This is a genomic window from Paenibacillus sp. H1-7, assembly GCF_022354825.1.
Classification (GTDB): Bacteria; Bacillota; Bacilli; order Paenibacillales; family NBRC-103111; genus Paenibacillus_S.
Genome location: NZ_CP031168.1, coordinates 7,973,375 through 7,997,198, shown reverse-complemented (window position 1 = coordinate 7,997,198; position 23,824 = coordinate 7,973,375). Strand labels below are relative to the sequence as shown.

Here is a 23,824-nt window from a genome sequence, read left to right as displayed (position 1 = left end):
TATTTACGATATATACCAATGAGAGACGAAAAAAGAATGACATCATCTGTCACTCCCAAGTTACATTTGCGTAGATTGCACCTCTATGAGCATTTTTGGCTACCCATTCGCAGCAACATATGCTATTATCTTAATGAAATTGATTCTCATTATCGAAAGCTAAGGAAATTGCTACATAAAGGATGGTTTGGATTAGATGATACTTTCAGAATCGGTCAATCCTACTGAAGAAAAAGCGGCTGTTCCTTTTCGTACCCGGCCTTTTGCCGCGTCACTTGTTTTGATCGGCGGGCTAATCGCTTTGCTGGCAGGGCTCGGCCTATCCATATCGCTGGGTGCCGCGGATATTCGCTTGATTACAGTCTGGCAGGCGATTTTCAGCTTTCAGCCGGATGTAACGCAGCATCAAATCATACAAGAGCTTCGGCTGCCGAGAGCGATCGCCGGGGCTATGGTCGGGGCCTGTTTTGCCGTAGCGGGAGCCATCATGCAGGGGATCACCCGCAACCCGCTGGCGGATTCGGGGCTGCTCGGCGTCAATGCCGGAGCCGGTTTTGCGCTGGCGCTCTGCTTTGCGTTCTTTCCAGGAATGCCTTTCATGTACCTCATTATGTACTCGTTCGTTGGAGCTGCGTTGGGAGCCGGAATGGTATACGGTATAGGCTCGATAGCCAAAAACGGACTCACTCCGTTCCGGCTCGCGATGTCAGGCGCGGCGGTCGGAGCGCTGCTGGTTGCCCTGAGCGAAGGACTCCAGCTCTACTTCCGTATCGGGCAGGATATGGCTTTCTGGTATGCCGGAGGGGTAGCTGGAACCAAATGGCTGCAGCTTAAAATCATGTTTCCATGGGTGGCGGCAGCTATGATCGGTGCGATCCTGCTGTCTCGTTCGATTACGGTGCTGAGCCTCGGAGAGGAGCTGGCCGTAGGTCTCGGACAGCGGACGGGGCTCGTGAAGGTGATGGCTTTGATCATTGTGCTTGTGCTGGCTGGAGCGGCGGTGTCCGCCGTAGGCGCCATCGGGTTTATCGGCCTGGTCATTCCGCACGTCGTCCGGGCGCTGGTCGGGGTCGATTACCGCTGGATCATTCCGTGCTCCGCCGTATTGGGGAGCCTGCTTATGGTATTTGCCGATATCGCCGCAAGGATGATACATCCTCCTTATGAAACGCCGGTCGGTGCGCTGATCGCGTTAATAGGCGTGCCCTTCTTCCTGTATTTGGTGCGCAAGGAAAGGAGGGAGCTGTAATGCAAGCATTACGGTCTTCTGTCGGGGAACGCAGGCGAAGCGTGCGCGCGGTCACGGTGTTATCGATCTTTGGCATTTTGTTGTTTCTCATGCTGCTTATCAGCATGAATACGGGCTTTACCAGGCTTGCTCCGATTGATGTGATCAAGACTTTAGTCGGATCGGGTACAGCGAAGCAGGAGTTGATTTTGTTCGAGTTTCGGCTTCCGCGAATCGTCATATCGGTGCTGGTTGGAGCCGGTCTAGCCGTATCCGGTTGCATATTGCAGGGCATTTCACGTAATCCGCTGGCCGATCCGGGCATTTTGGGGATCAACGCCGGGGCGGGGCTCATGGTGGTGCTGTTCATTTCGTTTTATCCGACCAAGGCGGCGGCTCCGGTATTTTTGCTGCCATTTCTCGCTTTGGCCGGAGCGGGCTTGACCGCCGTGCTTATATACAGCTTGGCCTACCGCAGAAATGAAGGACTGTCGCCGACACGGATGGTGCTTACAGGCATTGCCGTAGCGGCAGGCATAAGCGCGGCTATGATTGTGTTGACGCTCCGTCTCGATCCGCAAAGCTATCAATTCGTGCAAGTATGGCTTGCGGGCAGCATCTGGGGCTCGAACTGGAAGTTCGTACTCGCCCTGCTGCCATGGATTATCATTCTGATCCCTTATGTGATGTATAAGGCACGGGTGCTGAATGTGCTCACTTTGGGGGATCAGACCGCCACGGGACTGGGGACGCCGCTTGAAAAAGAACGCCTCGGACTCATAGCGGCAGCTGTCGCTTTGGCCGGGTCGTGTGTTGCCGTCGGCGGCGGAATCGGCTTCGTCGGCTTGATCGGCCCGCATCTTGCTCGGGGGCTGGTGGGACCGAAGCATCAGTACTTGGTCCCGGCATCCGCTTTGGCGGGCGGTCTTCTGCTGATCGTGGCGGACACGATCGGGCGTGTCTTGATTCAGCCGAGCGAAATTCCGGCCGGCATCGTTGTCGCCGTCATCGGCGCGCCGTACTTCCTGTATTTGCTGGCGCGGGCAAAAGCGTAAAGCTCCTCAGCTGCAAAGCAAGCGAGGCTTGCTGCACAGCCTCAGCCTCAGCGTCATGCAGAGGCTGTCTGTCTCGAAAGTTGAATTAGGGAGAGAGTCGATCCAATAAGCAAAGACGTTTCCAAAGCCGCGTAAAAGTAGGGCTGGCTGGAAGCGTCTTTTGCATGTACACGGATACCGAGGGCTTAGTACCTGCAGCATTCAGGTTATTTCAAAATCAATGTACCATCGAATCTCAAATAGTCTTGGAACACTTCTTCATGGTGCTGGGCAAACCGCTCGCTGGATGCTTGCGGCAGGGCATCGATCGTAAAAAAGCGCGCATCCGTGCTCTCATCGGTTTCGGTCTCTAGCCTTCCTGTCCACTCGTCGACCCGGAACAGATACTCCACTACCTGATGCTCATTGCCGAACCTGTCGGTGTAAGACTGCTTGACCGGTGAAGAGTAAATGGCGATCAGCGTTGCCCGCAATACATCCAGACCGGTTTCTTCCTTGACTTCCCGCACCATGCAGTCGTATACGGATTCGTTCAGCTCCATTGCGCCGGCCGGCATCCCCCAATTGCCGTCGCCTCTGCGGCGGATGAACAACGCGCGGCCTTGCGCATCGAGCAGGATAGCCCGGACGGAATGAACAATGAGCTTCCTGGTGCCTACGACTTGACGAAGCTGTCCCAAGTAGGAATCGTGCCAGCTGTGGCTCATATCCCACACCTCTTCTATTTTTATGGATAAATATGGGTCAATTGTATGGGATGAGCAGCAGGAATACCATCATCGATTTGTGATGAAATCGTTCTCAGCTTGAGATGGGAATAGAGTAGCGCCTTCAGTCGAGCCGATTCCCCGCTGTAGCGCGGAAAAAGCGGCTTACGGCGAACGGAACGCGCCGCTGCTGAGCTGTAACGCGGATTATCCGCGCTACAGCAGCCTGTTGCGCCTCCGTCCGAGCCGATTCCCCGCTGTAGCGCGGAAAAAGCGGCTTACGGCGAACGGAACGCGCCGCTGCTGAGCTGTAACGCGGATTTTCCGTGTTCCAGTAGCCTGAACCGCCATCGACCGAGTGCGCCCCGCGCGCCACGTTCCGGTCACGAGGACTTCCGGTATTCCGAGGGGGAAACGCCTTTGAGCTTCTTGAACATTTTGGAGAACAGAAGCTGGTCCTTGTACCCGACGGAGTAGGCGATTTCGCCGATCGACAGCGACGGGTTGTTCATCAGCTCGCACGCTTTGTTCAAGCGAAACTGAATTAAATAATCCTGCGGAGACAGCCCCGTAGCGGCTTTGAACAGCTTGGACAAATACTTGCGCTCCAAGCCGATCCAGTCGGCCATTTCAGCGATGGTTACCGTCTGCGAGTAGTTGATATGCACGAACTCGATCGCTTTTTTGATATACAGGTCCTGGGCGTTCTCGGCTTTGGGCGCACGAATATCGGTGTGAGCCTCCTCGATGAGGACGGACAGAAGCCCGTACAAATGGCTGAGCAGCCGGGTGTCGCTGCTTCCGCTTCTTTGGCAGGCTTCGTAAATTTGATGGAAGCACTGTTCGAGCTCCTCCGGATCGCGGGGGCGAAAAATCGGCCGGTACGCCGACAGGCGGGCACGGGTCAAATACAGCTCCGCATTCAGTCCGTCAAACGCGACCCAGGAGTAAACCCACGGATCTTCGTCGTCCGCGCGGTAATAAGAGACAACATCCGGGCTTAGCAGGAAGCCGTCACCCGGGCCGAGACGGTACGTCTGCTCGCCGACGCGGTAAATGCCTTTGCCGCTGTGGATGTACAGAAATTTATAGTGGTCCTTCAATGCAGGACCCCAGGAATGTCCCGGAGCGCATTGCTCCGAGCCGCAGTAAAAAAGCTTTAATTCTATACAGGGTGTGGCAGGATCCGATGTGAAACGGTAGTCGAATTGAGACATGGCCAACCTCCATAGGTCATAGCTGGTTTATAAACGAGAGACATCATGACATATATATCATACATGCTGACATATGGTTTGGACAAGGAAAACGCTAGAATGAAACCATCGCTTGTATGTAAGAACAACAAAAAGAGATGCCCGAAAGGAGCTCGGCCTGTCACGGGAGTTCCTATGGGACCATTTGAGGAGGATATGAATGAGTTACATTCCAAGCAGTGAACGTTACGCTTCCATGGTGTACAACCGTTGCGGTAAAAGCGGATTAAAGCTTCCGGCGGTATCGCTGGGGCTTTGGCACAATTTCGGCGGCGAGGACGTATACGAGAACGGCCGGGCGATGGTGCGACGCGCGTTTGATCTGGGGATTACGCATTTTGACTTGGCGAACAACTACGGGCCGCCTCCAGGCAGCGCGGAGGAAAACTTCGGCAAAATTTTGAAAGCGGATTTCGCAGGCTACCGCGATGAAATGATCATTGCGACAAAAGCCGGCTTCTACATGTGGCCTGGCCCTTACGGCGACCGCGGCTCGCGTAAATATTTGATCTCCAGTCTGGATCAAAGCTTGAAGCGGATGAACCTGGACTATGTGGATATTTTTTACCACCACCGTCCGGACAACGATACGCCGCTGGAAGAAACAATGGCTGCTCTTGATCAAATCGTGCGTCAAGGCAAGGCGCTCTACGTCGGTATTTCCAACTACAGAGCGGACCGCGCCAAGGAAGCGCTGGCGATTTTGAAAAGCATGGGTACGCCGGTCGTTATCCATCAGCCAAGGTACTCGATGCTCGACCGTTGGGTAGAGGATGGCTTGCTTGATGTGCTGGACGAGGCGGGAGTGGGCAGTATTGCGTATTCTCCGCTGTACAAAGGGATTTTGACCGACCGTTACTTGAACGGCATTCCGGAAGATTCCCGCGCAGCCGGCAAGAGCGTGTTCCTGAAGCCGGAAGAGCTGACGGAAGAAGTGCTCGGCAAAGTGCGCAAGCTCAATGAAATTGCTCAGCAGCGCGGACAAAAGCTGTCCCAAATGGCTGTTGCGTGGGTGCTTCGCGGCGGCCGCGTAACGACGGCTCTGATCGGTGCAAGCAAAGTGAGCCAAATCGAGGATGCGGTAGCGGGACTGAGCAACCTGGAGTTCAGCGAAGAAGAGCTGACGGCAATCGAGAACATTCTCAGAGGCTAAGTCCAATTTGCCGACGAACGACTGGGTTTGCACAGGTTAAATTTAGGAGTGAAACGCACTGGCGTCTGTGATATAATAGCGCAAATGAATAGTGCGCGATGATGAAGAAGAGTAGGCGCTGCTAATGACGGCAGAGAGCGGATGGTTGGTGCGAATCCGTGTCGGCGCAGCGTTGAATGGGCTTCGGAGCTCCGATCTGAAGGCTACGGCCGGTAGGTGAAGCGGATGTCTTACCGTTACAAAAGACAGGGTATCGAGCAAGAGCGCCGTCTTCGGCAGCTGTATCTCTCCGTACCCGTAAAGCGAGTCTGCCGGCAGCGGCGGGCTAATCAAGGTGGTACCGCGAATTCAACTTCGTCCTTATACAGGACGGAGTTTTTTTATTTTTCCCGAAGCTCAGGGGCAGTAAGGCTCTTCTTCAGGTAGTGACAAGTGCTGCCGGCACAGCACAAAGCCCGATCAAGAGCTCATTGAAAGGAGGTGATGGCCATGGATGATGGTTGGTGGTGGCGAACGATCTGCAATTTCATAATCCATATCAGGAGGAATTACGATGACTATGACGATGAAAGAACGTGTACTGACTGGAGACCGCATTACCGGCAAGCTTCACCTTGGCCATTACGTCGGGAGCTTGAAAAATCGGGTGGAGCTGCAGCAGCAGTATGAGACCTTTATAATGCTTGCGGATGTGCAGGCGCTGACAACGCATTTTGACAATCCCCAGCTGATCCGGAATAACTTGCGCAAAGTCGCGCTCGATTATTTGTCCGTCGGCATCGACCCGGCGAAATCGACCCTGTTCGTGCAATCGATGATACCCGAAATTGCCGAGCTGACGGTGTATTTTTCGATGTTCGTTACCGTGAATGCTTTGCGGCACAACCCGACCATCAAGACGGAGGCCAAGGATCGGGGATATACCGATATGTATTACGGTTTTCTCGGTTATCCTGTAAGCCAATCGGCGGATATCGCCTTTTGCAAAGCGACGCTCATTCCAGTCGGGGAGGATCAAGTTCCCCATATCGAGCAGACGAGAAAAATCGTGCGCCGGTTCAATGATTTGTATGCCCCTGTGTTTCCGGAGCCGCAGGCTCTCGTCGGAGAGCGTCTGGAGGGACTCGACGGCAACAGCAAGATGAGCAAGAGCATGGGCAACGCCATTTATCTCGATTCGTCCAAGGAAGAAGTGGCGAACCAGATCAAAAAAGCGAAAACGGACCCGAGCCGTATTCATAAGCACGACCCGGGGCATCCGGAAATTTGCCCAATATACGGTTATCATGCCGCTTTTCTTCCGGAGGGAAGGCAGGAGATCGAGCAGAGCTGCCGCAGCGGTGCCATTGGATGCTCTGACTGCAAGAAGCGGGTAACGGATGCGATGAATACGGTGCTCGAGCCGATTCGGGAGCGCAGACGGCAGTATGAGCAGAAGCCGGCATTTATCGACGAGCTGCTCATGTCCGGTACGGATGCGGCACGCTCCATAGCCCAAGAGACGATGCTGGAAGTGCGGGAAGCTATGAGTATTGATTATTTCGGTAAAAGCGGCAGACGGGGTTAAGTATAAAAAAGAGCGCCGGACGGCGGGTACGATAAGTACCTCCGTTCCGGCGCATTTCATTAGGAAACGTGTATGATTTTATTTTTGTGCAGGCACGAGTTTTGCCGCTTCCACGGTTTGTAGATTGTGCAGTTGTACCGGTACCGCTGCAGCATCATCCAATTTGCCTTCTTTTATTTCCATTGGCTTCACCAAGATGACCTCGCCGTCCGCTTGTTCCAATTGCGCAGCCGCAGTCGATGTTGCCGGCAACGCTTTGATCCACATTTTGACCGCTTGTGTAGAAACAGAATCCCCACCCGCTTCAGTCAATGGAATAAGCTGCACCGGTGCTGTTTGCGATGCATCCACTTGAATGGCTTGTGCGGAGGGTGTCAATGTTTTCAATTCCACTGGATGAGCTTGATCCGCTCCTGCTCCTGCCGATCCGATTCCTGTCAAAAGACTTCCTGCCAATACGGTTGCTGCGATAATATTCATGTTTCTCCATCTCCTTTTAGGTTGTTGTGTCTTACAAGATTTATTGTACAGGTCATCTCCGGCAAAACTTTGGACCAAATGTGGAAAAACGATGGGACGGGATAGGGAAGCACAGTACCGCGGCAACTTACGGTTACCAGTGCGAAGCGGGGTTCTATGAGGCATAGAGAGTGTCTGCAAGAGGAACAAAGGCATAAAAAAACAACCTGCATGGGATGCAGGCTGTCCATAATGTGCGCCCGGCAAGGGCGTTTAACTAGACTAATAGATTTGCGTAATAGTATAATCGGCGGCTTGCTTGATCATCGGAGTATCTTGTCCATTTTGAACGCGCGCAGCGTCATACGTTGTGTCGATGGTGACCCATTGATCAATGTCTTTCAAATACACTTGGTTCCACGCATGAAACGTAGCCGGGGCCGAAGCTTCGTAACCCATTGCGAGCCGGGTCGGAATGTTTAGACTGCGGGCCATTGCGGCAAATAGCGCAGCGTAATCATAGCAAATCCCTTTGGAAGTATCGTAAACGGCATCCAGATCAGGGGTGTAGCCGGAATCGAGCGATTGTGCCTTAGCGTAGTCATATTGAATGCTGCGAACGATGTAGGAGTAAATGGCGGCTGTTTTTTCTCTATCCGACATCGCGTCACTCGTCAGCCGCTTGGCCTCTGCGACGGCTTTCGTATTGTTATTCCAATCGATCATCGGGATCGACTGTAAGAATACGGCGTTCTCGTCGTCCATCTTCAGCTCGATGCTTTCTTGCGAGACGACTTTATATTTATTTTCACTTAGGAATTGGGCGATGGTGATGCTGTACGTTCCATTGCCTTGCTGCAATGGATATTGGGCCCCGTTCGTCAGATAATAATCGTATTTGTTATTGTCCTTCGATATGCGCACGATCGCTTTCGTATCGTTGAGGTCGGAACCGGCAACCGTGATGATGCCTTTATCCAAAGCGCTGCGGTCTATGATGTAGGGTGCAGCCGCCTCTATACCTTTTGGCGATCCTATCAGAAGAGCGGCTAGCAAAGTCATCGTAAAGAGTTTTTTGAACATAAAAAAAAGCTCTCCTTTCGGTAACTGGCTGCCATTTTAGTCCGTTCGGACTAAGGAAGGCCCTGTAGCTTTGCGTCCCCGGCTTTCGCAGGGTTTGCCTTTATCGGTTGAAAGCGCCGAAAATTATTTATAGTTCTATCATACCATATGACTGTCGAACTTTGTACAGTTTCTTTCCAATTATTACTTTTCTACCAATCTCCCCTTAACGATGATACGATGGGTCCCAGTATCGATAGGATGGCACGTAATCAATGTAATGTCCCGATCCTTGCCGTTGCCCTTCAATACCCAGACATCCTCCGGAAGCACATACAGCTTCTCGTATACTTCATAACGGTACTGCTGTTGTCCCGTGTCTACTTCGATGACGTCACCTTGCTCTACTTCATCCAGCCTGTTGAAGTTCTTCCCGTAGGTCAAGCTTCTATGACCCGCAATGGCGTAGTTTCCTACAGCGCCCGGTTGGCCTGTACCCGCAATGCTCGCAACGGAAAGCTTAAGATTGGCTGTGGTTGCATCGGTGATGATCGGCAGCTTCAGCTTAATCTTATCGATGCTCAGCACTCCCTCGAGCTTTTTATTGCGAAGAGGGTCAGGCGCCGACGTCGGCTCGGGCGTCAATGGCTGCTGTTGTTGTTCTTCCGGCGGAACTTCCGCTGAGGGAGGCGCAGTAATAGCCGATATCGGGACAGGGGTAACGGTTTGCCGGGTATCCGGCGACCCAGGCCCTTGATCGATACGCTTCATGGTTTCCGTCCATTGCCTCATAAGCTGTTCCTGCCGGTAGCTTTCATAGCGGTCATTGAGCGTTGGATAGAGAAAAATAAGCATCCCCAGCAAAATACAAAGCGACGGTAACATTCTTTTGATCATCAGAATGACCTAACCTACGAGTTTTTCAGCCATTTGCGGCGCAGCATGAAGCCCAGAAGGATCAAGGCGATACCGGCAGCTTGTACATAAACAGGGCTGGACTGTCCCGTTTTGGGAAGCGTCGCTGCAGGTGCTCCAGTGTCCGGCTGCGGACTGCCAAGCGGCACTTCCTGAGGCTCAACATCCACGATGATCTCCGGATGATTGGTCTCGGGCTGACCCGGCTGGGCCGTGTCTTGTCCGTTCTCCGGCTTCACGACAGGCGGAGGACCTAGCGGGACCTTGATGTCGCCGTCAATTATGGTTTCTTTCTCCTGCTGCTTCGGATCGGTTGGCGGAACGGCTCCAGGCGTTGGCACCGGTACCGGCGTTGACGGTGAATCCGGTGAATCGGATGATCCCGATGAATCGGTTGAACCCGGGTTGGAAGTGTCCGGGAGCTTCAAGTTGGTTACGGTCAACTTGCTGCCGTTCGCTGTCTGAATGATGACCGGATATTCTTTGGAATCGAGTACGTAGCCAGTTGGAGCCATCGTTTCCTTCACAACGTAGTCGCCTGCCGGCAGCTTGTCGAAGACAGCGGTTCCGGTGGCGTCCGTCGTTGCCGCGCCGATTCGATTCAGCTCGGAATCCTGCTTCCGGAACAGCTCGAAGACAGCTCCGCTAAGTACCAGCTCGCTTTGGGCCGAATCGACTTTGCGGATCGTCAGGGAGCCTTCCGTGACCGGCGGCTTAGGTGTGTCGGTTTTCGTATTGGCAACGGTTAGCTGAATGTTGCCCGTGCTCTGAATAGTGACCGGATACTCTTTGGAATCGAGCACGTAGCCGGCCGGAGCCGCCGTTTCCTTCACAACGTAATCGCCAACCGCCAACTTGCTGAAGGTGGCGGTTCCGCCGGCGTCCGTCGTTGCCGTACCGATCCGAGTCAATCCGGAATCCTGCTTCCGGAACAGCTCGAAGACAGCTCCGCTGAGCAGCAGCTCGCTTTGGGCCGAATCGATTTTGCGGATGGTCAGAGAGCTTTCATTGACCGGCGGCTTAGGGTTGGAAGACTTCGTGTTGGACACCGTTATCTGGAATCCGCTCGCGGTTTGAATCGGCACGGAGTATTCTTTGGAATCGAGAATATAGCCTTCAGGAGCGGCGACTTCTTTCACGACGTAATCTCCTGCAAGCAATTTCTTGAATTCGGCTGTACCGCTTGCATCGGTTGTCAAAGTGCTGATAAGCAGCTTCTCCGAGCCGGATTTCCGGTAAAGCTCGAAGGTTGCGCCGCCAAGCCGAACCGTATGGTCAGACCCGTCCACTTTGGTGACCGTGAGCGAGCCTCGGATCCCGCTGATCGTACCGGAGCCGCTGCTGACTCCTACTATGATCGTGTTGGTTGTATCTTTGGTTACCGTAATTTCATTATTGCCCGAGAATGCAATTTGGTTGGATACGGCATCTTTGTCGTTGGCGACAATGAGAGACTGATATTCCAAAATGGCCGATGTGGAAAGAACCTTCAGAAAGCTTAGCTCGAACGATTGCTTGCCGTCGCTATCCGTCCGAAAATCCAGGGAGTAATCCGTTCCCTTGATCAGCTCCGCACCCTTGGTCACCGTTCCTCCTGCATTAACTACGGTCGTGTAGAGCTTGAACGTATCGGGCAGCAGCAGCTGGTTATCGGATGGTGTGTCGATCAGCTTGGCATCGGCTACCGTGGATTGTCCTCGGTTGATAGCGACGGTCCAGGCGATTTTATTGCCGGTTTGCTGGCCGCTCTTGTTCACGTATTCGCCGCCGTTGGGAATAGGGACGGAAGCCGTCAGCGGCTTCGAAACCGCCGTCGCTCCATCGAAGACAGCAGCGGTGTTGTTAACCTTATTGCCGATAAGCTTCCCATCAAGACTTGTTGTGAAAACAACGGTATAAGGAGCGGATATAGGCTTCAAAAAAGTTACAACCAGCTTATTGTTCTCGTTGACGGCGTAGCTGTAATAGGTGCTGTCGACTACAGACCCTAGTGACGGGCTGCCGTTGGCAGGGATGGTCATGTTGTACACGGCAAGCGAGTTGTCGACGAGCTTCTGACCCGACTCCAGCGTATCGTCAACGATCGCTTCGGCAAGCGGTTTGCCGTTATAATTCACGCCGATCGTCCATGTAATCTGCTTGGAGGAGGCGTTATAGACGCCGTTCTTGAAGCCATTGTTCTTCACCTCGACTCTTGGATCGAACGCTGCGGAAACCGTCTTCGCCTGCGGCTTGGATGCACTGTCCGTCCAAGCGACGGAGGCATGGTTAGGGAAATTCGTCCCGCTTCCAACGAGCCAATCCAAATGGAATTCCGTTTGGAAGGTGATGGTTACCGAGCTGTTCAGCGCCTTGTTGAAGCTCACCTTGAAGCCTTGATCGGCCGGTATGGCAGGATCCACCGTGTAATCGGATGCCGGCATTGGGTTGCTGCCTTCCTTCACAACCAATGACCCCGGTACAAGACGAAGCCCTTTGTTAGGGAACGTATCGGTAACGACCACGTCACTCATCGGCTGGTTGTCGCGGTTAATGGCGATGGTCCAGTCTACCGTCTTGGCGGCATAGTTTACCGCTCCAGCACTTTTACCGATAACGACTTGAATCATGGGGCGCGTTGCCGTTTTGTTGTCCCCGCTGCCGGAAGTAACCTTGTTCGTCACCACAGAGTTGTCAAGCACGCGGTCGATGGCCTTAGTCTGATACTTGATCAGGTAAGCGGACGAGATGCTGCTGTGGAATTGCAGCTTAAATCCGGCGGTTCCCGTGCCTGTCGCCGGACTTACCGTATACTGGGATGCAGCCAGCTCGGCGCCGACGGTTTGGGATCCGTTCGAGCCGATCGTCACCGGATACACATGGATGGAATGATCGACCAATTTTTGAGTATCGTTGAATAAGTCCGTTACATAAGCGTTAGCTTGAACAATCGTTTTTTCGTTGTAATTGTATTTGATTTCCCAGTCAATCGTTTGAGTGAAGCTATCGTATTTCGTTGACGACTTGTCCAATGCGGCGCCTCGCTGCACCTTAACGGAGGCTGTTGCGCTGACCGGCTGCCTGTCGCTTCCTTGAAGCGTTGCCGTGTTCTCAAAGATCGGCTTGTCCTCATCTGCAATCGGCGTTTCGTACTGGATGCGGTACGCCGAGCGGATAGGGCTGTCGGTAAAGCTGACGGTAAGCAGATTGCCGGCCGTACTGACACTGTATTTGCCGGCAGCAAGCGGGGCGCCTGGAGCTGCAATTCCATCCAGATTCATATTGAGCTCGTATACAGCCACGGTAACAGGTGATCCGAGCCCCGCTGGAATCGGGTCGGTGACGACCGCATTTTGGATGACGGACAGGTCCTTGTTCACGTCGACTTCCCAATCGATGCTTTTTGCGTTATAGCCTTTCGGCACACCGCTTTTCGCAATGGCGGAAGTCACATTCGGCCTAAAATGGAGCGTAAACACCTGCTCCCCGCTTGAAACGGGAATTTTAATAATCTGCGTCGTGCTACCATGGATGACCTGGGTATCGAACTCGGTCAGGAACGTTAAGGTTCCTTGCACATCGACCAAATGCTCGATCGTTTGCAAGGTCATGACTACCTCGTGGCGGTCTTTATTCAGCTTGAATTTCCCTATGGCTTCACCGCTGCCGGACAGAAGCGGCTGCTCGGGAATATCATTGTAAAATTTGAATTGCTCCGGCACCTTGAACGTGAACGTGTCCCCGTTCTTGTAAGGGTGGCCGTTGGGCAGAGACCAGGTATAGTCCAGCTGGACTTTAGCGCCTTGCTCGTATACCGTCTCCGTTACCACTTGACCGGATTTGTCGTACACCGTCATCGTTACGCTGTTAATAATGCTGCCGGGTATCGCAGCGGCGTTTGCCTGTGGCGAAAGGCCGACTGCATACATCACCTGTACCATGAGCATAAGAGAAGCGAGCAGTGTACTTATCTTCTTTACCATGACTTCTATGGCACCTCCGTTTTTTGTCCTGTCGTTATTCCCAAAACCCTATTGCCTGGCCTTGCCCAGGCTTGCAGCCTCGGATGCACGCAGATTCATCGATACCTCCTTTCCCTGTAATCGCACTTCATCTAATGCAGAGTTGATTTATATGTAAAGAGTGTGAAGTGTCTTGTGCAAGGTTCGGCACGGCAAGCAGCTGTGCCGGAACAATATGATGGCGCTTTCCGCTTGGCGGCAATAGGTCGCAGTGCGCGGATGCAGCATACTCGCTGACTGAAAATTCATGGGGCGGATTCCCGGCTGCAAACGATGCTGCCATTACCTCCTTGAACCGTTCAGGAGAGATGCCCAAAGCATGAATGATGCGTTCGCAATCCAAAGCTTGTCTCATAGTAAAGCCTCCTCTGGAAAAATAAAAACCACCCTTCATCGAAGAAAGGTGGTCCGGTTGCACTACTAGCTCCATCGAATCCAAGTGCCCAGATACAGATTCGATCTCGTCGCTTACCCAATAAATATATTAGCATAGGGCTGCGCGCATTTCTGTGTGATAATCCACTGCCTATATGTGTAATATGCCACAAAATAAAATATTTGCCAATTAAAAATGTCCGTTAAAGTGCCATCTGGCGATCTGTAAACCCTACGCCAACCACGTCCTCCGCATTGCAAAAAATGAGAAACGCCTGCGGATCGATCGACTGAACGAGCAGCTTGAGCTTGTGGACGTCTCCGGCACCAAGCACGGTCATCATAATAACGCGTTTATCGTCCGTATAGCCGCCGGTTCCCGACAGCTTGGTCAATCCGCGGTCCAGATCATGGAGCACGGTTCTCGCGATCGATTGCTCGTACATAGCGGAGGAAATAATGTAAGCGACCTTGGATTCGCGATGCAGCTTGAGCGTCACATCGATGGTTTTGCGGGTGAGGAATACGCAAATAAGGGCGTACAGCGCTTTTTCCGGGGCATACATGATGCCCGCCGCAATCACGACGATCGAATCCATCACCATCAGCGATTTGCTATGCTTGACGCCCCTCCACCGGTAGATGATCTGGGCGATCAGCGTGAAGCCGCCTGTGTTACCTTGAGCACGGATGACGAGTCCGAGACCGATTCCGGTCATAATGCCCCCGTAAATCGAAGCGAGGAGAGGATTGCCGGTGAGCGGCTCCCAGTACTTTGTAATGTAGACGAAAAAAGGAAGCAGCAGAGAGCCCGCAGCGGAAGCCGCTAGCGAGCGGATGCCGAGAGGATAGACGCTTAAGAGCAGGACTAGCAAACTGCCGATCCATAGCATGACGGAAGGGTCGACCCGGAACAAGCTTCCAAGCAAAATAGACGCTCCCGACAAGCCGCCGGAGGCGATTTGATTCGGGCTGAGAAACCAGTTGAAGCTGAGAGCGACGGCAAATGTGCCGGCGGCTATGGTGGCGTACCGTTTGAGCTGCTGCATGATCCGATGCCTCTTCTCTTTTTGTTTGAAGAGATTATATGCCGGATCCCTATTTCTTGCAATGATTCCCATTAATGCATCTGCGCTTCATCGTGCGCATCCTTTAGAGCAGCGGCGCGGCGTGGAGGCGGGGGAGCGGAGCGGAGAGCAACGCCGCGCCGGCGGTTATACCGGCACGTCGCGGGTACCCCGCCGCATCGGAGACTGGCACAACGGGCAAGCCTTGGATGCAAGCTTGCCTTCCTTGACGCTGCTGATCCGCGACCAGGCAGCGCAGCCTTCCGCGGTGCAGAGCCATGCCTGCACCGTAACCAGCTTCGTTGGCGAGCCGCCCCGCTGCTGCCCTGTCCGTTCGTACGCCGAACGGACGGCAGGGACCGGGCGCGCCGACGGCCCTTTAGCGGCGGAAGCGGAGCCGCCTCCGCCGGAGCCTGCGCCGTTAGCCGCGGATGACGCCGCGCCGAACGGCGCCAGAATGAAGCGCGACACGTGCGCCTTCTTGCCGCGGTAGTAGGCCGGGGAGCTGATGATCAGCTCCTCCTTCGCTCTCGTGATCGCCACATAGGCGAGCCTCCGCTCCTCCTCCAGGGCGGCGCGGGAGTCCTCCTGCGGCTGCAGCTTTTCCCGCTTCTCGCGCTTCTCGTTCTTCGCTGCTCCTTCACCGGGCTCCAGTGCGGAGCTGTGCGGCAGGATGCCCTCGGAGGCGCCGATCACGAACACGACGGGGAATTCCAAGCCTTTGGCCTTATGGATCGTCATCAGCGTGACGGTATCGGCGCCGGGGTCGCTGCGCAGCTGCTCCATCGCCTGATGCATTTCCGTCATATGATCGATATGCTCGACGAACTTGGCCGCCGTGTCGAACCGCTTGGCCGACGCTTCGAGCTCATCGAGCGTTTCCTTCAGCATTTCTTTGTGGGCCGTGAGCGAACGGCCGTCCGCCGTCTCCATGAAGGCGTCGTAGAAGCTTCGCCGCATGTGCCGGATCGCATCGGCCGGCTTCATATCCGAAAGCATGTGGATGAGCTTGATCCGTTCCATCACCTTGTCCTTCTGAAAATCCTTCAGCTCGGGAAGCTCTCGCAGATGAATCAACGGCCCTTTCTTCTTCTTCACCTTCTCGCAGCGGTGAATAAATTCCATTCCTCTGTCGCGGTTAATATACAGCGTCTGAAGAATGCCTCCCAGCGCCTCGAAGTTGCGGCGGTCGAGAACAAGCCGCAGGTGGTCGATCAAGGGCCGTACCGCCCACTGCTCATAAAATAAATCGACATTGCCGTAATGGACGAACGGAATGTTGTGAACGACGAGCTCCTCCAGCATCGCCCGGCTGCTGCTCGCGCTCCGGTACAGGACGGCAAAGTCGCTGTACGAGCGCTTCCCTTGCTCCACTTCTTGACGAATCCGGCTCAGCACCTGCTGCGCCTCTTCGTCGGTATCTCCGGGACGCATATACTGCGGAAGTTCCGTACTTTGTCTGGTGGCGAGCAGCGTCTTGCTCTTGCGCTGCGTATTGTGCCGGATGATCTCGTTGCCCAAGCCGACAATGCTTGCGGTCGAGCGGTAGTTAATGTCCAGCGTAACCGTCTTGGCGCCGGGGTATTCCGTGTGAAACTGCAAAATAAACTCGTGGCTCGCACCTTGAAACGTATAGATCGTCTGATCGTCGTCGCCCACGACCATCAGGTTGTTCTGCGGTGCGGCAATCATGCGGACAAGCTCGTACTGCAGCTTGTTCGTGTCTTGAAACTCATCGTTCATGACGTAACGGAACCGGTTTTGCAGCGACGAGAGCAGCTGGGGCGATTCCTTCAGCAGACGATGAGCGAACAAGAGAATGTCGTCGAAGTCCATTTTGTCATTCGCAGCCTTCCACTGCTCGTACTGCATAAAGATATGCTTAATATTCGCCTCATCCGGCGTCCGTTCGGGAAGGCCGCTCAAATCGACAAGGTTCATTTTATAGGAAGAGAGAGCGGCCAGTATCGTCTCGGGCTCGTAATCGTCGGCAAGCCCCCGTTCCCGGAGCAGACGCTTTAGGACGATGTGCTGGTAGCGCGTTTCGCTGAAAATTTCCTGGCTGTAGCCTTGCTTGCGCAGCAGCAGGAGGAAAAACGAATGGAAGGTGCGCGCCTGCACCTCCTGAGCCATGCGGCTTGTTATGCCGGGCAGTCCGGCAATCCGCTGCTTCATCTCGGCAGCCGCCTTGCTCGAGAAGGTCACAAGCAAAATATTCGCCGGCGGAACCTGCCGGACGGTCATCAAATAGCCTGTGCGGGCAACCAGCACGGAGGTTTTGCCGGAACCGGCGCCGGCGAGGGTGAGAATCGGTCCCTCGAAGTGGCGGACCGCTTCCAGCTGTCGGGCGTTCAATGCAATGCCGCGGCTTTCCAGCGCGCGAAAATAAAAGGCGTCCGACTGATCATCGGACACCAGATCTTTGGTTGTTTTGGCGGGAGCCATCGCCGCACGGGGGATGGGTTTGCCGCTAGCGCCAAGAGGCGTATTGTATGAGATCCATGGAGTCATTTCCGTAATCACCTTTGTTTATTATGCCTGCGCGCCGAAAATGTTGTGAAGCCTCTGCTTAGGTATCGGCACTATGAGAGTGTACAACAAAAGTGCGGAAAGAACAACTGTTCGGACAAGGGCAGCGAAGGGGAATCAATACTCTATCGATATGGCTGGAACGCCGATCGTCATCCGCTGTTTCCCGGTAACGGAGTCGCGGTGCACGGCGATTTGCACGTTCATGGCGTGCTTCCCGTTCGAAACTCTCTCTTGAAGGGCCGGTGAGTAATAGGTTACGCTTGTGCTTCCCCGGTCTTCATACCGTTCTACTTCCTGCCCTTGCAGCTGGCGCGACAGCGTGTTCAGCAGACGCTCCGGATCAGCGCCGGAATCCGACAGCTCCCCCTGGATCATAATGTTCCACTGCGGCTTGATATCGAGTGCCAGAAGCTTCCCGTCGAGCTCCCGCTGAGCCCGTATCATCGCTTCCTCAGCGCCGGCCGTTCCTTCCGTCTGCGATGACACGATCAATTCCGTCGTTCCGTCCCCGAAGCCGATCCACAGCAGGGTGGTTTCGATCCCGGATCTTGCATCGGTGCTTGCCGACTTATATAGCAGATGATCGCCATCCTCTATCATAGCTTGACTGGCAGGGAGTCCTAGCGTTTGGCTTAAGCTTTGGCCTGTGCGCAGCAGCTGCTCTTTATTTTCATAAGGAATATAAGTGCTCGTGTGTTTCATGACGATCTTGGGATTGCCGGCAGACATGACCTCGCTCGATACGGGCAGCAGCAAGCCGAGAGCGGCTTCGCGTCCGGCGTCCGCATGAGCTGCCCACCCGCCTATCCATGCTCCTAATGCTATGATGGCGCAAATCCCGTACGCCAATGCTATTCGCCTCATCGCTTGCACCTCTTCCAAGTAGTTTCTATGAATCTACGAATCTACTAAAAAGCATGGACGGAATCGGGCGTTTTTATACTTCAGCAGTCGTGAATTAAAATCCCAATTTATCCCTTTCAAGCGATTTTCAGCTTATGTTCAGGTGGCTTTCAGGTTTCTCCTTTACAATTAATTAATATTGCGGTTCGGCGCGGAACCCGGAATAGGATAAGGAGAGTGATATGCGATGAAGCGTAGGGGGAAAGCCAGGGAGAAGCAGCTCGCGAAATGGGAGCGGAACCCGGCTCAGAAATACGCCGTAGTCTTGATAATGCTTGCAGTGGTATCGGTATTGCTTGTTGTGGGTGTGGAGTGGATTCAAAGAGGCTCGTTGGCCGAAACAACCGTATGGGCTGTGCAAAATGGTAAGCTTTTGGCGATGAATGCATTGATCAATTTGTGCGTGCTTGTTATCTTTTATATGCTGTTCAACTCCATTATGGCGGGGACTGCGGTCGCCACGCTGCTCTTATTTATTATGGCTTTAATTACTTATTTCAAAACGAAATTAATCGGAGAGCCATTCTTTCCGTGGGATATTTTTCTGAAAAAAGAAAGCATGAACATTATTCCGCTGGTCACCGGGGCGGAGGCGATTAAGCGTTTGTCCGTCGTCGGAGTCATCGTGCTCGTTCTGGTCGTACTTTGCTTCTACTGGCCGCGCCTTCGAGTGGGCAAAGGAAGCCGGATCGCGCTGGGCTTGCTGTCGCTGTTCGCCTTGTACTCTTTAGGGGTCAGAACCCCATGGGCAGGGCAATTGATTAACAAAATGGGCGTAAGCGAAATCGTCTGGAACCAGCAGGAGAACTACGCCAATAACGGGATGGCGCTGGCTTTTACGATGAATGTGAAAAACGCCATCGTTCCGAAGCCGGAAGGCTACGGGGAGCCGGCCATGGCGGCGCTCGCGCAAAATCTGGCGGATCAAAGCGCGGTCCAAACCGCCTCCGCTAAAAAAAGCGACCCGTTCCAAGGCAAGCAGCCGAACGTAATTTTCATCATGAACGAAGCGTTCTGGGATCCGACGCTCCTGCCGAACGTGCAGTTTAGCGAAGATCCGATTCCGACTGTGCACAAGCTGCAAAAGGAATCGACATCGGGCTATCTGCTCTCCCCGCAATTCGGCGGCGGCACGAGCAATGTGGAATTCGAGGTGCTGACGGGACAGTCGATGAGCTTCCTGCCGGACGGCTCCGTTCCGTACCAGCAATATATCAATAAGCCGGTTCCGAGTCTGGCGAGCTATTTTGAAACGCAGGGCTACAAGAGCATGGGGATTCATTCCTACGAGGGCTGGTTCTGGAACCGCGAGAATGTGTATAAACAGCTCGGCTTCCAAAGCTTTATGAGCAAGGATCAATTCGACAATCCGGAATATAAAGGCACGTTTATTTCCGACGACGAAGTGTCGCGGCAAATTATTAAGCAGGTGGACGAGACGGAGAAGCCGATGTTCATTTATGCCGTGACGATGCAAAACCACGGTCCGTATGACGATAACCGCTATGGCGGCAATTCGATCAGCGCCGAGGGTGATTTGACGGCGAGTGCGAAGAATACGCTGGAAACGTACACGCAGGGCGCCCATGATGCGGATCAGAGCCTGCAAAAGCTGATCGATCATTTCGAGCAGTCGGACGAACCGACCGTCGTTGTGTTCTATGGCGATCATCTGCCGATGCTCGGGATGGACTACGATGTGTATAAGCAAGGAGGCATGATCAACAGCAGCAGCCAATGGTCGCTTGAGGAAACAAAGAGCATGCACAGCGTACCGTTCGTGATGTGGTCGAATGTGGGGCTGCCGCAGGAGCATGTCCCAAGCCTTAGCGACTCGTTCCTTGGAACGTACGTGCTGAATAAGCTCGGCATGGAGAAGCCTGCATCGCTGGCGATTAACGATGCTTTGCTGCAGCAAACGCCGGGTCTCTTGCGCGATCTGGTCGTCGATGCCAATGGAAGCCTGTACCGGTCGGTGCCGGAACAGTATCAGCCGCTGGTGGGCCAGTACAGCGATTTGCAATATGACCAGCTGTTCGGCAAGCAGTATTTGGCCAAATATATCGATCAGGATTATTTGACCAAAGAAGCGCTGCCTGACTACAATCAGGAGTTTGCTTTACCTCCAGTGACGGAAAGTCAGGAGCCGAGTGAAAACCAGGGCTCCTAGCCGATGGAATCGATATAGATAAAAAGCGAAAAGCGCTGGCCTTTACCGGTCAGCGCTTTTTCGTATGTATGCTTGCCGCCAACGGGTCAGGATCGTTAAGCGGGTTATCTTTCGTTAGTAAGGTTTATGGTGATTGAATAGAGTGGGGAGCATTTTCGTATTTTTTACCATCTCCGATTGACACAAAGGGCAGGAAGGGAGTTCTTCCAAGGCAAAATTTTCTCTCATCCAGCAAGAGCATCCTTCTTTACTGCACATCCAGACCGCTGTCTGTTCTTCTTGTACTGGTTCCACGGTTTTCTTCGAGAAATACAATGTAACCCCTCCTTGTGGTTTGTGTGCGTCCTTAGGCAAAATTCCCGGTAGGTACATTCCCGGCAAAGGCTTGCTGCAGGTGAAGATTCAGCCATACTTACTCATGTTTGGAGAAAATCGGGTGGACGGGCCTTGGGCGGAACGGCTGTCACTGAAAAGGAACTGCCCGGAAGGGCAGTTCCCCATCTTGGTGAATGAAGCTTACAGTTTTACAACGTTCTCAGCTTGTGGTCCGCGGTTGCCTTGAACAACGTTGAATTGAACGCGTTGTCCTTCGTCAAGGGTTTTGAAGCCGTCTCCTGTGATAGCGCTAAAGTGTACGAATACATCTTTGCCGCCTTCTACTTCGATAAAGCCAAATCCTTTTTCCGCGTTAAACCATTTCACTGTTCCTGTTTCCATCTTCTTAAAACCCTCCAATAAATTGTTGCTTATTATATTTGCATGAATAAAAAAATTCACACATTAGAAAGAGTACCTAATGCCGAGTAATACCCTTTCTAATATGTGAATTTCAACATCACTACGCCGTTACCTAACTATACCACTGATGGTAAGGGATAACAAGCATTAGTTGAAGCTGAAGGAAACCGACTTTGTCCATTACATTGTTATGCAGCAGCATACCGGTTTATCACAATAAATTAGGAACTCGCATGACGATATGACGTTGTTAAAGGCTTGAGATGTTCATGGCGAAACGGCCCGTTTGGCCCCGATGCCTATTGTATCCATCTAGAGGGAATTTCATCCCACTTTTTATAAAAAAACAATCGAACGGAGCTCCGCCCCGGCAATGAAGCGCCGTGACGGCCGTTCGATTGTTGAAGGCGCAGGATGGAGAGCAGCGATCATTCCACCGGTGCGGCCTCCGTTTTTTTACGATCGGTAAGCTGGATTCGTCCCAAGAGCGGCGTAAGCACCGCGCCAAGAAGGACGAAGATGAGACCGACAAGAAATACGCCGTGAAGCGAATCGACAAGCGACGTTTTCAGAATCGGCACCAGCTTCTCGACAAGCGCCTGCGGCAGCTTGGCCAGCGATGCCGGGTCAAGCAGGGCGGAATACAGCCCTTGCGGATTGGTGTGAATCATGTTCGTCATCTCATTGGCGATGCCGCTCGCTTGCTCGGGCAGCTGCTTCAGCACCGGAACGAGCTTATCGCTCAGCTCGTGGTCGGAGCGGGTGTTCATAACCGCTCCAAGAATCGTCATGCCGAACGTGCCGCCGATCTGGCGGAAAAACTGGCTGGAGGACGTGACGACCCCGAGCTCCGATTTGGGGAAGCTCTCCTGCAGCGCCAGCGTCAGAATCGGCATAACAAGCCCGATGCCCAAGCCGATCGTCATCATATAGGAGGAGGCGAGCAGCTTGGTCGTAGTCATGCTCAGCGTGCTAAGAAGGACGAAGCCTGCGGCCATGATGAACATGCCGATGGTCATTTGCGTGCGGACGCCGAGCTTTTGCACGAGCTGGCCGCCGATAACGCTGGCAACGATCATCGTAATCATCATCGGCGTCATAACCGTACCGGATGCCGAAGCGCTTATCCCTACAATGCCCTGCATGAACAGAGGCACGAACATGATCGCTCCGAACATGCCTACGCTCATCAAGAAGCCGATCCCGTTAATGACGGTGAAGGTACGGTTTTTGAACAGCCGCATCGGCAAAATGGGCTCCTCCACTTTCGATTCGATGATAACGAAGGCGATCAGCGATAAGACCGACACCGCGATCATCCCGATAATTTGCCAGGAGCCCCATGCGTATTCTTTGCCTCCGAACGTTAGGGCAAGCAGCAGCGGGACGACGCCGACAATCATGGTGACCATCCCGGCAACGTCGAATTTGACGGGACCTGTAGCGCTGTGGCGTTTTAGCCCCATGGCGATAAAGACGACGGCAAGCAATCCGACCGGCAGATTAATGTAGAATACCCAGCGCCAGTTCAGGGAGTCGACGATCCAGCCCCCGACCTGCGGGCCAATCACGGAGGACAAGCCGTAGATGGCTCCGAAGACGCCCTGCCATTTGGCGCGCTGTTTACCGGTGAACAAATCACCGATAATGATCATGGCCATCGGCATCATAATGCCGCCGCCGATCCCTTGCAGACAGCGGAACCAGATCAGCTGGCTCATCGTCTGAGACATGCCGCAGAGGGCCGAGCCGGCGATAAAGATGAGCAGTCCCGCTACATAGACGCTCTTGCGTCCGAGCAAATCCGCCAGCTTCCCGGCGATTGGGACTACCGCGGTAGAGCTGAGCATATAGGCGGTCGTCAGCCAGGCCATGACACCGAGTCCGCCGAGCTCTCCGACGATCCGCGGCATTGCGGTTCCTACGATAGTACCGTCGAGAGCGGCGAACAGCATGGCGATAATCAAGCCGGTTATGAGTATCCCGCTCTTGGAATCCGGCTCCGTGATACTTTGATTATCTAATGGTTGTTTATTTTCCAATGTGGAAGATACAGATGTTGATGCAGATGTATCCATTCGTGCATGCCTCCTGTTCATGGTGAATGTGCCTAGGATCAGAGAGTGGATTCGGTGGCATGGGACTGCATGATGTTATCCAAAATGTGTTCGAACACGTCAAGAAAGATATCGAGCCGTTCGGGGTCTATGTTCGATAAATAGCTTCCGATAATGTGCTTGCGCTTTTCTTTGAATTCTTGCAGCAGATTCCGACCCTGCTCGGTCAGCTCAATCAGAACGATTCGCCTGTCCTTCGGGTCATACTTTCGCTCGGCGACGCCCCGCTTGATCAGCCGGTCGATCATAACGGTTACTGCGCTTGGCTTAACCTCCATCGTTTCGGCCAGCTCCGTTACTTTGCAAATGCCTTTATTGGATATGAAATAAAGCATGAACAACTGCTGTCGGGTCAGAGGAATGCTGGAATCAGCCACCATCTCCGGCCCCAATTTGCGGGCGGCACCCCACAATGCCTTCTCGAATCTCTCGGTTTGCAACGAGTTTGTCGAACTCACCTTCAGCCCTCCACCTTTTCCTTTGCGGCACAAATATTTAGATAGTATAAATATTCGATCG

Annotated in this window: 20 protein-coding genes, 2 riboswitches and 1 other annotated feature; of the genes, 5 read left to right on the top strand and 15 right to left on the bottom strand. The window is 53.5% G+C overall.

Features of this window, described 5'->3' with window-relative positions; all coding sequences use genetic code 11:
• Positions 1 to 196 precede the first annotated feature (196 nt).
• Together DVH26_RS35315 and DVH26_RS35310 are read left to right on the top strand one after the other, a co-directional pair.
• A complete protein-coding gene (locus tag DVH26_RS35315) occupies positions 197 to 1,249 on the top strand; it encodes a FecCD family ABC transporter permease (protein ID WP_239630262.1) in 1,053 nt (350 codons plus the stop codon).
• Entirely contained in the window at positions 1,249 to 2,283 is a 1,035-nt protein-coding gene (locus DVH26_RS35310; protein ID WP_239630261.1) for a FecCD family ABC transporter permease, read from the top strand. Before DVH26_RS35315 ends, DVH26_RS35310 begins: the two co-directional genes overlap by 1 nt.
• Before the next feature lie 206 nt (positions 2,284 to 2,489).
• Here the strand turns inward: DVH26_RS35310 and DVH26_RS35305 are convergent, their stop codons facing one another.
• The 3 genes from DVH26_RS35305 to DVH26_RS35295 all read right to left on the bottom strand — a co-directional run bounded on the left by DVH26_RS35305 (position 2,490) and on the right by DVH26_RS35295 (position 4,207).
• Positions 2,490 to 2,990, bottom strand: coding sequence for an NUDIX domain-containing protein (locus tag DVH26_RS35305; RefSeq protein WP_239630260.1), 501 nt, complete (start codon positions 2,988 to 2,990; stop codon positions 2,490 to 2,492).
• 124 nt (positions 2,991 to 3,114) lie between these two features.
• Positions 3,115 to 3,366, bottom strand: coding sequence for a hypothetical protein (locus tag DVH26_RS35300; protein ID WP_239630259.1), 252 nt, complete (start codon positions 3,364 to 3,366; stop codon positions 3,115 to 3,117).
• 7 nt (positions 3,367 to 3,373) lie between these two features.
• Positions 3,374 to 4,207 carry an AraC family transcriptional regulator gene (locus DVH26_RS35295; protein ID WP_239630258.1) on the bottom strand — a complete coding sequence of 278 codons (834 nt, stop codon included), beginning with the start codon at positions 4,205 to 4,207 and terminating at the stop codon, positions 3,374 to 3,376.
• A gap of 199 nt (positions 4,208 to 4,406) precedes the next feature.
• Here DVH26_RS35295 and mgrA point away from each other — a divergent pair, with 199 nt between their 5' ends.
• Together mgrA and trpS are read left to right on the top strand one after the other, a co-directional pair.
• Positions 4,407 to 5,399 (top strand): L-glyceraldehyde 3-phosphate reductase, encoded by a 993-nt coding sequence (gene mgrA, locus DVH26_RS35290; protein WP_239630257.1) that lies wholly within the window; start codon positions 4,407 to 4,409, stop codon positions 5,397 to 5,399.
• An 89-nt stretch (positions 5,400 to 5,488) separates the two neighbouring features.
• Positions 5,489 to 5,764, top strand: a binding site (T-box leader).
• Positions 5,765 to 5,952: 188 nt separating this feature from the next.
• Positions 5,953 to 6,966, top strand: coding sequence for a tryptophan--tRNA ligase (gene trpS, locus DVH26_RS35285; protein WP_345774027.1), 1,014 nt, complete (start codon positions 5,953 to 5,955; stop codon positions 6,964 to 6,966).
• A 78-nt stretch (positions 6,967 to 7,044) separates the two neighbouring features.
• On the opposite strand, the gene DVH26_RS35280 is transcribed toward trpS, so the two are convergent.
• From DVH26_RS35280 to DVH26_RS35245, 8 genes are all read right to left on the bottom strand, one after another.
• Positions 7,045 to 7,446 (bottom strand): hypothetical protein, encoded by a 402-nt coding sequence (locus tag DVH26_RS35280; protein WP_239630256.1) that lies wholly within the window; start codon positions 7,444 to 7,446, stop codon positions 7,045 to 7,047.
• A 261-nt stretch (positions 7,447 to 7,707) separates the two neighbouring features.
• Entirely contained in the window at positions 7,708 to 8,508 is an 801-nt protein-coding gene (locus DVH26_RS35275) for a transglutaminase-like domain-containing protein (protein WP_239630255.1), read from the bottom strand.
• A 16-nt stretch (positions 8,509 to 8,524) separates the two neighbouring features.
• Positions 8,525 to 8,617, bottom strand: a riboswitch (cyclic di-GMP riboswitch).
• Positions 8,618 to 8,691: 74 nt separating this feature from the next.
• Positions 8,692 to 9,384, bottom strand: coding sequence for a class D sortase (locus tag DVH26_RS35270; RefSeq protein ID WP_239630254.1), 693 nt, complete (start codon positions 9,382 to 9,384; stop codon positions 8,692 to 8,694).
• Positions 9,385 to 9,398: 14 nt separating this feature from the next.
• Positions 9,399 to 13,364 carry a collagen binding domain-containing protein gene (locus DVH26_RS35265; RefSeq protein WP_239630253.1) on the bottom strand — a complete coding sequence of 1,322 codons (3,966 nt, stop codon included), beginning with the start codon at positions 13,362 to 13,364 and terminating at the stop codon, positions 9,399 to 9,401.
• A 127-nt stretch (positions 13,365 to 13,491) separates the two neighbouring features.
• On the bottom strand, positions 13,492 to 13,758 hold the full coding sequence (locus tag DVH26_RS35260; protein WP_239630252.1) for a hypothetical protein: 267 nt from the start codon (positions 13,756 to 13,758) through the stop codon (positions 13,492 to 13,494).
• A 42-nt stretch (positions 13,759 to 13,800) separates the two neighbouring features.
• Positions 13,801 to 13,884, bottom strand: a riboswitch (cyclic di-GMP riboswitch).
• A gap of 97 nt (positions 13,885 to 13,981) precedes the next feature.
• Positions 13,982 to 14,827, bottom strand: a complete 846-nt coding sequence (locus tag DVH26_RS35255) for a YitT family protein (protein ID WP_239630251.1) — start codon at positions 14,825 to 14,827, stop codon at positions 13,982 to 13,984.
• A gap of 165 nt (positions 14,828 to 14,992) precedes the next feature.
• Positions 14,993 to 17,356, bottom strand: coding sequence for a UvrD-helicase domain-containing protein (locus tag DVH26_RS35250; RefSeq protein ID WP_239630250.1), 2,364 nt, complete (start codon positions 17,354 to 17,356; stop codon positions 14,993 to 14,995).
• 135 nt (positions 17,357 to 17,491) lie between these two features.
• Positions 17,492 to 18,241, bottom strand: coding sequence for a YwmB family TATA-box binding protein (locus DVH26_RS35245; RefSeq protein ID WP_239630249.1), 750 nt, complete (start codon positions 18,239 to 18,241; stop codon positions 17,492 to 17,494).
• 226 nt (positions 18,242 to 18,467) lie between these two features.
• Here DVH26_RS35245 and DVH26_RS35240 point away from each other — a divergent pair, with 226 nt between their 5' ends.
• Positions 18,468 to 20,450 (top strand): LTA synthase family protein, encoded by a 1,983-nt coding sequence (locus tag DVH26_RS35240; RefSeq protein ID WP_239630248.1) that lies wholly within the window; start codon positions 18,468 to 18,470, stop codon positions 20,448 to 20,450.
• A 114-nt stretch (positions 20,451 to 20,564) separates the two neighbouring features.
• On the opposite strand, the gene DVH26_RS35235 is transcribed toward DVH26_RS35240, so the two are convergent.
• From DVH26_RS35235 to DVH26_RS35220, 4 genes are all read right to left on the bottom strand, one after another.
• On the bottom strand, positions 20,565 to 20,708 hold the full coding sequence (locus DVH26_RS35235) for a cold-inducible protein YdjO-related protein (RefSeq protein ID WP_481857630.1): 144 nt from the start codon (positions 20,706 to 20,708) through the stop codon (positions 20,565 to 20,567).
• A gap of 258 nt (positions 20,709 to 20,966) precedes the next feature.
• Positions 20,967 to 21,167, bottom strand: coding sequence for a cold-shock protein (locus tag DVH26_RS35230; RefSeq protein WP_239630246.1), 201 nt, complete (start codon positions 21,165 to 21,167; stop codon positions 20,967 to 20,969).
• 449 nt (positions 21,168 to 21,616) lie between these two features.
• Positions 21,617 to 23,143, bottom strand: coding sequence for an MDR family MFS transporter (locus DVH26_RS35225; protein WP_239635596.1), 1,527 nt, complete (start codon positions 23,141 to 23,143; stop codon positions 21,617 to 21,619).
• 161 nt (positions 23,144 to 23,304) lie between these two features.
• Complete coding sequence (locus DVH26_RS35220; protein ID WP_239630245.1) at positions 23,305 to 23,763, bottom strand: MarR family winged helix-turn-helix transcriptional regulator; 459 nt, start codon at positions 23,761 to 23,763, stop codon at positions 23,305 to 23,307.
• Positions 23,764 to 23,824 lie beyond the last annotated feature (61 nt).